The following is an 8,356-nucleotide window of genomic DNA, read 5'->3' as shown; positions in this document are numbered from 1 at the left end:
AGCGCCTCCTCCGGCGTCACCCTGACCTCCTCCACCAGCACCTTCACCATCGCCGCGGCGAGCGGCAACCGCACGGTGAAGACGTTGAACGGCGTGGCCGGCAGCAATGTGAACCTCGGTGGCAACACGCTCTCGGTGACCGGCAGCGGCACCCATGATGGCGTGATCGGCGGCACGGGCGGCTTCACCGTCAACAACGGCACGATGACCCTCGGCGGGGTGAACACCTATACCGGCGCCACCACCATCAACTCCGGCACGCTGTCGCTGAACGGGGCGGGCGATATCAGCGCCTCCTCCGGCGTCACCCTGACCTCCTCCACCAGCACCTTCACCATCGCCGCGGCGAGCGGCAACCGCACGGTAAAGACGTTGAACGGCGTGGCCGGCAGCACCGTGAACCTCGGTGGCAACACGCTCTCGGTGACCGGCAGCGGCACCTATGATGGCGTGATCGGCGGCACGGGCGGCTTCACCGTCAACAACGGCACGATGACCCTCGGCGGCGTGAACACCTATACGGGTGCGACCACCGTCAATGCGGGCACTCTCGCGTTGAACGGCGCGGGCGACATCTCTGCCTCCTCCGGCGTCAACCTGACCTCGGGCTTTGCCACCTTCACCATCGCGGCGGCGGACGGCAGCCGCACGGTGAAGACGCTGAACGGCGTGGCCGGCAGCACCGTGACCCTGGGCAGCAACACGCTGACCGTGTCGGGCGGCGGGACCTATAACGGCGTGATCGGTGGCACGGGCGGCTTCACCGCCTCGGGCGGCACGATGACGCTGGGCGGGGCCAATACCTATACCGGCGCCACCACCATCACCGGCGGCACCCTGGCGCTGAACGGGGTGGGCGACATCAGCGCCTCCTCCGGCGTGCAGCAATCGGCGGGGACGGTGTTCGATATTGCGGCCGCCAGTGGCGACCGCACGGTCCAGGCGCTGAACGGCAGCGGGCAGGTGGCGCTCGGCGCGAACACGCTGACCGTGTCCGGCGGCGGGACCTATAATGGCGTGATCGGCGGCACGGGCGGCTTCACCGCCTCGGGCAACACGATGACGCTGGGTGGGGCCAATACCTATACCGGCCTCACGACCATCAGCGGCGGCACGCTGGCGCTCTCCGGCGCGGGCGATATCTCCGCCTCCTCGGGCCTGCTCCAGGCTGCGGGGACGCTGTTCGACATTGCGGCGGCCAATGGCAACCGCACGATCCAGACGCTGAATGGCAGCGGGCAGGTGGCGCTCGGGGCCAACTCGCTCGCCGTCTCCGGCGGCGGCAGCTATGGCGGCTCCATCGGCGGCACCGGCGGGCTGAACGTCACCGGCGGCAACCTGACCCTGTCGGGCAGCAACAGCTATTCCGGCGGCACCAACATCACCGGCGGCACGCTGACCCTCGGGGCAAACAACGTCCTGCTGGCCACAGGCGCGGTGAATGTCGGCACCGGCGCCACCTTCGACCTGGCTGGCTTCAACCAGGCCGTGGGGGCGCTGACCGGCACGGGCAGCATCACCCTCGGCAGCGGCGCACTCTTCGCCGGCACCGATGATTCCAGCACCGGCTTCGGCGGCGTCATCAGCGGCACCGGGGCCTTCAACAAGGTCGGCACCGGCACGCTGAGCCTCGCCGGCGTCAATACCTATACCGGCGGCACCTTCATCTATGGGGGCACGCTGCGGCTCGCGGGCGGCAGCCTGGCCAGCAGCGGCAGCCTCTTCGTCGATGCCGGCGCGACCTTCGACCAGAATGGCCAGAACCAGACGGCCGCGCAGCTGAACGGGTCCGGCAACGTCACCCTCGGCAGTGGCCGGTTGACGCTCGGCGGCGCCGGCAGCGGCAGCTTCTCCGGCGTCATCTCCGGCAGCGGTGGCCTCACCCTGGCCGGCCCGCTGACGCAGACGCTGGGCGGCGCCAATACCTATACCGGCACCACCGACATCCAGCAGGGCACGCTCTCGCTGGCCGATACCCAGGCCATCGCCGCTTCGGGCCTCGTGCAGGTGGCGAATGGCGCCAAGCTCGACCTGGCGCCGCTCGGCAGCGGCACCGCCTTGGTCAAGCAGATCCAGGGCGATGCCGGCAGCCTGATGACGCTGGGCGCTGCCTCCGTCTCGCTCTCGAATGGCGGGAGCTGGGCGGGTGTCGCCAGCGGCACCGGCGGCATCACCCTGACCGGCGGCAGCTTCACCGTCAGCGCGGCGAATACCTATACCGGCCCGACGGTGGTGAGCGGCGGCTCGCTGACCCTGACCGGCAGCGTGGCCGGCAATGCTTCGGTCGCCAGTGGCGCCACGCTGAGCGGCTCCGGCAGCATCGCCGGTAACCTGGCCAATGCCGGCACCGTCTCGGCCGGCAATGCCGGGGCGGGCACGCTGAGCGTCGGCGGCAACTACACCCAGACCGCGACCGGCAACCTGACGGTGACCTTGTCGGGGGCGACCAGCACCAAGCTGGCCGTCGGCGGCAGCGCGGTCATCACCGGCGGTCTCACGATCACCGCCGCGACCGGCACCTATGCGCCGAACACCCACTACACCATCCTCACCGCGGCGAACGGCGTCAGCGGGGCCTTCGGCACCGTCACCGGCCAGAATGTGGTGCCGGGGATGTACCTCACGGTCATCTACAACCCGAACGACGTGCAGCTCCGGCTGCAGTCGCTCAAGGTCGACACCACCCAGCCGGTCTTCGTGCAGTCCGACCAGCCCCTGGCGCAGATCCCCGTGGTCTTTGCCGGCGGCACGCTGCAGCCGACGGCGCCGACGACCATCACCGCGCCGGTCACGGTGGAAGGGACCGGTGGCACCATCAACGGCAGCACCGGTGCCGTGGTACTGAGCAGCACGGTCTCCGGTCCCGGCAGCCTGAACATCACCGGCGGCAGCGTCACCATGGCGGCCGGCGGCACGCTGGGCGGGGTGGTGAATGTCCGCGCCGGCACGCTGTATGAGAACGGCACCCTGAATGCGGCCGGGGTGAATGTCTTCGCCGGCGCCACCCTGCGCGGCACCGGCACCATCAACGCGCCGACCAATATCAGCGGCACGCTGATGCCGGGCAACTCGCCGGGCTTCCTAACCTTCGGTGCCCCCGTCACCCAGAACGCGGGCTCCACCCTCGCGCTCGAGATCGACGGCACCGGCACGGGCAATGGCGCGGGCAACTACAGCCGCGTGGTCGTGACCAACAACGCGACCTACACGGCGGGCGGCACGCTGGTGCCGATACTGCGTGGCATCAACGGTTCGGCGACCAACAGCTACACGCCGGCGGTCGGCCAGGGCTTCACCATCGTGCAGGCCGCCGGCGGCGTCGCTGGCTCCTTCACCGGGCTGACCCAGCCGGCCAGCGGCCTGCGCGCCGGCTCGATGTTCGATACGGTCTACTCGCCGAACGCCATCACGCTCTATGCGACGCCGGTCAGCTACACCAACCTCGCACCCCTCGGTGTCGCGCTGACGCCGAACCAGGTGCAGGCGGCGGGGGCGGTGCAGGCGCTGCGCACGGCGCCGGGCGTGCGGAACACGGTGGACAACTCCATCATGTTCGGCACCCTCTATGCCCAGACGCCGGGGGCGCTGCCCGACATCTTCACCCGCATCTCGGCGCCCATCTATGGCGACGCGCTGCTGGCGGGGGTGGAGCGCAGCCGGCTCTTCGGCGGCATGGTCAGCGAACAGCAGGCGGCCCGCCGCGGCGCCAGCCCCGGTGCCAGCGCCACCGTCGCCGCCGTGAATGAGCGGATGACGGCCTGGATCACCGGCCTCGGCCAGCATTTCCGGGTCGGAGCGGTCGGCGCCACCCATGGCATCAGCGCGGGTGCCGGCGGTGCCGCGGTGGGTGGCGATATCCGCCTGACGCCGGAGATCCTGCTCGGTGTCGCCGCCGGCTATACGGGTGGTCGCGTGACCTCGCGCGGGACCGGCGCCAGCGCCGATCTCGACCGGTTCCACGTGACCGCCTATGGCAGCTACACCGCCGGGCTGTTCTATGCCGATGCGCAGGTGGGCGGCATCTTCGGCGAGGATGACGTGCGCCGCGGCCAGGGCGTCTTCGGCACCTCGGCCCGCTCCAAGCCCTCCGTCAGCGGCTTCGCCGGCGGGGTGGAAGGCGGCATGATGCTGGGCTTCGGCGGCTGGCGGGTGATGCCGGGCATCGGCCTCCGCATCGACCAGCAGTCGCGCGACGGCGTCACCGAAAGCGGTGCCGGCGCGCTGAACCAGACTGTCCGTGCGGATAGCGTGACGGGCGTCCGCGCCTCGATCGGCGTCCGTGGCGAGACGGTGCTGCCGGTCGGCAACGGCATGGCCCTGATCCCGGCGCTGCGCCTGCACTATGCGCATGACGCCGGCGATGTGACGGCGGCGACCGAGAGCAGCTTCACCGGCGCCCCGGGCACGCCGGTCCGCGTCCTCTCGACCAAGATCGGCCGCGACGCGGCGCTGATCGGCGCCGGGGTGACGCTGAGCCTGCCGCGCAACCTGGCGGTCTATGCCCGCTACGACCTGGATCTGCGCGACCACTATACCGGGCAGAACATCACCGGCGGCCTGCGCTACAGCTGGTAAGGAGAAGGGCGGGGGCTTCGGCCCCCGCCACCGTTTTTAGCCTATTTCAGCGGGAAGCCGATCGCCCGCAGCGCCGCGACCAGCTTGTCGCGCCCCGCCATGGCCTTGATGGCGCCGAGCCGGCCGATCACCCGGCGGGTCCAGCCATCCGGTCCCATCCCGTTTCGCGCCGAAAATTCGCCGAGCACCGCGTCATAGGCGGCGCGCTGCGTCTGCTCCCGCGTTGCATCGTAGCGTTCATGGTGCAGCACCATGGATTGCGGCAGCCGCGGCTTCACCTCGCCCGGCACCGCGGCATAGCCGACGCAGAGGCCGAAGACGCCGACCGCACCCGGCGGCAGGTCCAGCAGCTCCGCCACCCGGACCACGTCATTCCGCAGCGCGCCGATATAGACGGTGGACAGGCCGAGCGACTCCGCCGCCACCACCGCATTCTGCGCCGCCAGCGCCGCATCCACCGAGGCGACGAGGAAGGCCTCGAGATAGGGCAGCCCCTCCAGGGCCACCCCCTCCGCCTCGCTGAGCCGCGCATTGCGGGACACATCGGCGAGCCAGACGAGGAAGAGCGGGCATTGCTCGATATGCTTCTGCCCGCCGGCGATGGCGGCCATCGCCGCCCGCTTCGCCGGGTCCCGCACCGCCACCACCGACCAGGTCTGCAGGTTGGAGGAGGTGGCGGCCGAGGAGGCGGCGGCCACCAGCGTCTCCAGCGTGCCCTCCGGCAGTGCATCGGGGCGGAAGGCGCGCACCGAGCGATGCGCCAGCATCCCGGCGATGGTCTCGTTCCAGGGGCCCGCGGGCGGGATGGCGGCCGCGCCGTAGCGGGCGGCCAGCGCCTCCTGCCGGCCGGCGGTGGTGGGGGTCAGGCTGTCCATGGCGTGGCTCTCCGCTATGCCGCGGAGGGTAACGCCCTGCGCCCCCGGAACAAGGTCAGATCAGGCCGAGGCGCTTCGCCAGGTCCCGGTAGAGCGCGACCTGGGCCCGAACATAATCGCGCGTCTCCCCCGGCTCCAGCAGCCGCGGGACGGAGCCGAATCGTCGCGTCGCCGCCAGCCAGTCGCGGTCCTGCCGCAGCTCCGCCAGTGCGGTGGTCCAGGCCTGAACCACCGGCTCCGGCAGGCCGGGCGGACCGAACAGCGCGTTCCAACCGGCGATGCGGGCCATCGGCTCCACATCCGCCTCCCGGGCCGTCGGCACGGCGGGAAGGGCCTGCAGCCGCTCCGGCGTTGCCACAACCAGGGTGCGGAGCTGGCCGCCGGTGATGGCGCCCATCATGTCGCTGAGGTTGTTGCCGATGAACTGCGCCTGGCCGGCCAGCACCGCCGCCACCGCCTCGCCGCCGCCACGAAAGGGGATGGCGACGCCGGCATCGATCGGCAGGCCGAGGCTGGCGAACATGTGCCGCACGCCCAGATCGAGGATGGTGGCCGGCCCGGTGGTGGCGAAATTCAGCCGCCCCGGCCCCTCCCGCAGTGCCCCGGCCAGCTCGCCCAGGCTTTTCCAGGGCGCATCGGCACGGACACAGACCGCGAAGGGGTTCTCGTCCAGTAGGCCGAGCATGGTGAACTCGTCCCAGGCATAGGGCGTGCGCGCATCGGTCGCCGGCAGGATGGCGGAGGAGCCGACCCGGGCCAGCAGCAGGGTCTGCCCATCCGGCTTGGCCCGCGCCACGAAGCCGGTGCCGACCGCGCCGGAGGCACCGGTGCGGTTGTCCACCACCATGCCGGCGGCGGGGTTGGGCAGCCGCCGCGGCACATGCGCGGCGAGAGTCCGGGCGGCGATATCGGCCGCCCCGCCGGCGGAGAAGGGCACCACCAGCGTCACCGGCCGTTCGGGATAGGCAGCCTCCGCCCTGGTCGGCCGCGCAAGAGCGGCCATTCCCGCAAGCAGGATGCGGCGCGAGGCATGGGGCATGTCTGTCTCTCCCGGCCCGGACACTCCTACTGGCCAATTGGGGCAGGCTGAGGGCCGTGCCAGCGCTCGCGATACTTCACAGGATGTTGCGTGATCCTTCCGTGGCTGCTAACGCAACGGAATGACGTCCGCGAACGGCACGCCGGCAGGCGACTGCAGGCGACCCTCAGCGGCGTTCCCGCGCAATGCGCGGGGCGCCCTCCCTCCGGGGCACGACACCCGCACCGCGAAGGCGTTGCGGGCCGTTCCCCTTGTACTCGCCGCGGCCTTGGCCGCCTTTGCCGCCGAAGCCAAGCCTGCCCACCACGCCCCGGCCGCGCCGCGCCTGCCGGATGCGCCGCAGGAACTCGTGCCTCCGGCCCGGCCCGGCCTGCTGGCCGGGATGCCGCCGCGCGCCGCCTGCCTCGCCGCCGCCCGGCGGGCGGAGGCGGTGCATGGCCTGCCGAGCGGGCTGCTGGTGGCCGTTGCCCTGTCCGAGAGTGGGTTGCATGCCCATGCGCTCAGCATCGGCGGCCGTGCCCATTATCCGGAAACCCTGGTCGCGGCGCGGCAGCTCCTCGCGGCCGCCCCGGCGCGCCACACCGTCATGGCGGGCTGCGTGCAGGTGAATGCGCGGGTCCATGCCCGCAACTCCGACTGGCCGCTCGATCCGGTGCGGGCGACCGATTGGGCGGGCGGCATCCTCCGCCGCTGGTACACCGAGACGGGAAGCTGGGAGGAGGCGATCCGCCGCTGGCATGGCGGGGGCAGCGCGAGCGCCAGCCGGGTGGTGTGCCGGGTCCGGGCCAAGCTGGAGGTGACGGCACCCGGCTCGGCGCTCCTCAGGGGGCAGCCCTGCCGCGAATCCGAAACCCTGCAAGCCCGCCGCAACGGCGCGAACCTGCTCGAAGTGGCGGAGATGCAGGACTCGATGCCCTGAACGGTCGATAATAATTCCCTTTCGCAGCCATCACCTTGCGGTTTTGAGAACACTATTCGCAGGCTTGGCTACTTGGCGAGCTGTGATGGTTGGCAACGAATTGTCGTCACGCGCTCGTGGGCTCGTTGCCCGTTCGGATTGCGACTTTCGGGTGTCGGGCGCGATCTCGTGTGTCGTGTAACGCGCTCGTCACAGCGGAATGCGGCAACGTATACAGTCGTGCGGGCTTGGCATGGGTAGGGCAAGGAATACAACCCATGCACAGCCATAAGCCTGTTTTGCTCGTCGTCGAGGATGACTTTCTGGTTCGTCTAACGCTGGTCGACGCCTTGAGCGATCTGGGCTTCTCCGTGCTGGAAGCCGAGGACGCTCCCGCGGCTCTCTCGATGCTGTGTGATCATGGCGAGATCGAGTTGATGCTGACGGATATCAACCTGCCGGGCGGCTCGGATGGCTTCGCCCTGGCCCGCGCCGCGCGGGTGATCCGGCCGATGCTGCCGGTGATCTATGCCTCGGGCCGCTATGCCCGGGCGGAGCCGCATCTCCAGGTTCCCGGTTCCCGGTTCATCGCCAAGCCCTTCACCCCGAGCCTTGCCGTCGCGGTCATCCACGACCTGCTGGAGGAGGATCCGGCTGCCGGCTCCGCCTGGCCGGCAGCGATGCGGGCCGAGCAGCACATCTAGCTGCCCGGCCCCGTCCATCGGTCAGTTGACGGCGCGGTCCACCGAGCGGCCGAGCCGCTCCACCGGCCCACGCGGCGGATCCACCGCATCACGGACATTCTGCCCGGCACGGTCGAGGCTGCGGCCAGCCCGTTCCGCCGGACCTTGCCGCTCACAGGCGGCAAGGCCCAGACCGGTGACCAGCAGGGCGGGCAGGAGCAGAATGCGAAGGAAGGCCGTCATCATCACCTCATCTGGTTGATCTGCGTCCTTCATCGCCCCGGCC

The 8,356-nt window shown here is 70.7% G+C and carries 6 protein-coding genes; 3 read left to right on the top strand and 3 right to left on the bottom strand.

Going from position 1 to position 8,356, the window contains the following annotated elements:
- Positions 1-4,575, top strand: a 4,575-nt coding sequence (locus JMJ55_RS24560) for an autotransporter domain-containing protein (protein ID WP_202828253.1), incomplete at its 5' end; no start/stop codon positions are given.
- A gap of 41 nt (positions 4,576-4,616) precedes the next feature.
- Here JMJ55_RS24560 and JMJ55_RS24555 read toward each other — a convergent pair.
- Positions 4,617-5,450, bottom strand: a complete 834-nt coding sequence (locus JMJ55_RS24555; protein ID WP_202828252.1) for an NADPH-dependent oxidoreductase — start codon at positions 5,448-5,450, stop codon at positions 4,617-4,619.
- Positions 5,451-5,505: 55 nt separating this feature from the next.
- Positions 5,506-6,489: a Bug family tripartite tricarboxylate transporter substrate binding protein gene (locus tag JMJ55_RS24550; protein ID WP_202828251.1), complete on the bottom strand. Its 984-nt coding sequence runs from the start codon at positions 6,487-6,489 to the stop codon at positions 5,506-5,508.
- 268 nt (positions 6,490-6,757) lie between these two features.
- On the opposite strand from JMJ55_RS24550, the gene JMJ55_RS24545 reads away from it, so the two are divergent.
- Together JMJ55_RS24545 and JMJ55_RS24540 are read left to right on the top strand one after the other, a co-directional pair.
- A complete protein-coding gene (locus tag JMJ55_RS24545) occupies positions 6,758-7,408 on the top strand; it encodes a transglycosylase (protein WP_268885402.1) in 651 nt (216 codons plus the stop codon).
- A gap of 257 nt (positions 7,409-7,665) precedes the next feature.
- On the top strand, positions 7,666-8,091 hold the full coding sequence (locus tag JMJ55_RS24540) for a response regulator (protein WP_202828250.1): 426 nt from the start codon (positions 7,666-7,668) through the stop codon (positions 8,089-8,091).
- Between the two features lie 21 nt (positions 8,092-8,112).
- Here the strand turns inward: JMJ55_RS24540 and JMJ55_RS24535 are convergent, their stop codons facing one another.
- On the bottom strand, positions 8,113-8,316 hold the full coding sequence (locus JMJ55_RS24535; RefSeq protein WP_236034011.1) for a hypothetical protein: 204 nt from the start codon (positions 8,314-8,316) through the stop codon (positions 8,113-8,115).
- Positions 8,317-8,356: the final 40 nt, after the last annotated feature.

The organism is Belnapia mucosa (assembly GCF_016775475.1).
In the GTDB taxonomy this organism is placed as follows: Bacteria; Pseudomonadota; Alphaproteobacteria; order Acetobacterales; family Acetobacteraceae; genus Belnapia; species Belnapia mucosa.
The sequence above is the reverse complement of the archived record's forward strand: the minus strand, read 5'-3'. Positions and strand labels throughout refer to the sequence as shown.

Bases quoted from the DNA above. Each gene is read 5' to 3' on its own strand.
- JMJ55_RS24555 (WP_202828252.1), bottom strand. From the start codon at position 5,450: ATGGACAGCCTGACCCCCACCACCGCCGGCCGGCAGGAGGCGCTGGCC.
- JMJ55_RS24550 (WP_202828251.1), bottom strand. From the start codon at position 6,489: ATGCCCCATGCCTCGCGCCGCATCCTGCTTGCGGGAATGGCCGCTCTT.
- JMJ55_RS24540 (WP_202828250.1), top strand. From the start codon at position 7,666: ATGCACAGCCATAAGCCTGTTTTGCTCGTCGTCGAGGATGACTTTCTG.
- JMJ55_RS24535 (WP_236034011.1), bottom strand. From the start codon at position 8,316: ATGATGACGGCCTTCCTTCGCATTCTGCTCCTGCCCGCCCTGCTGGTC.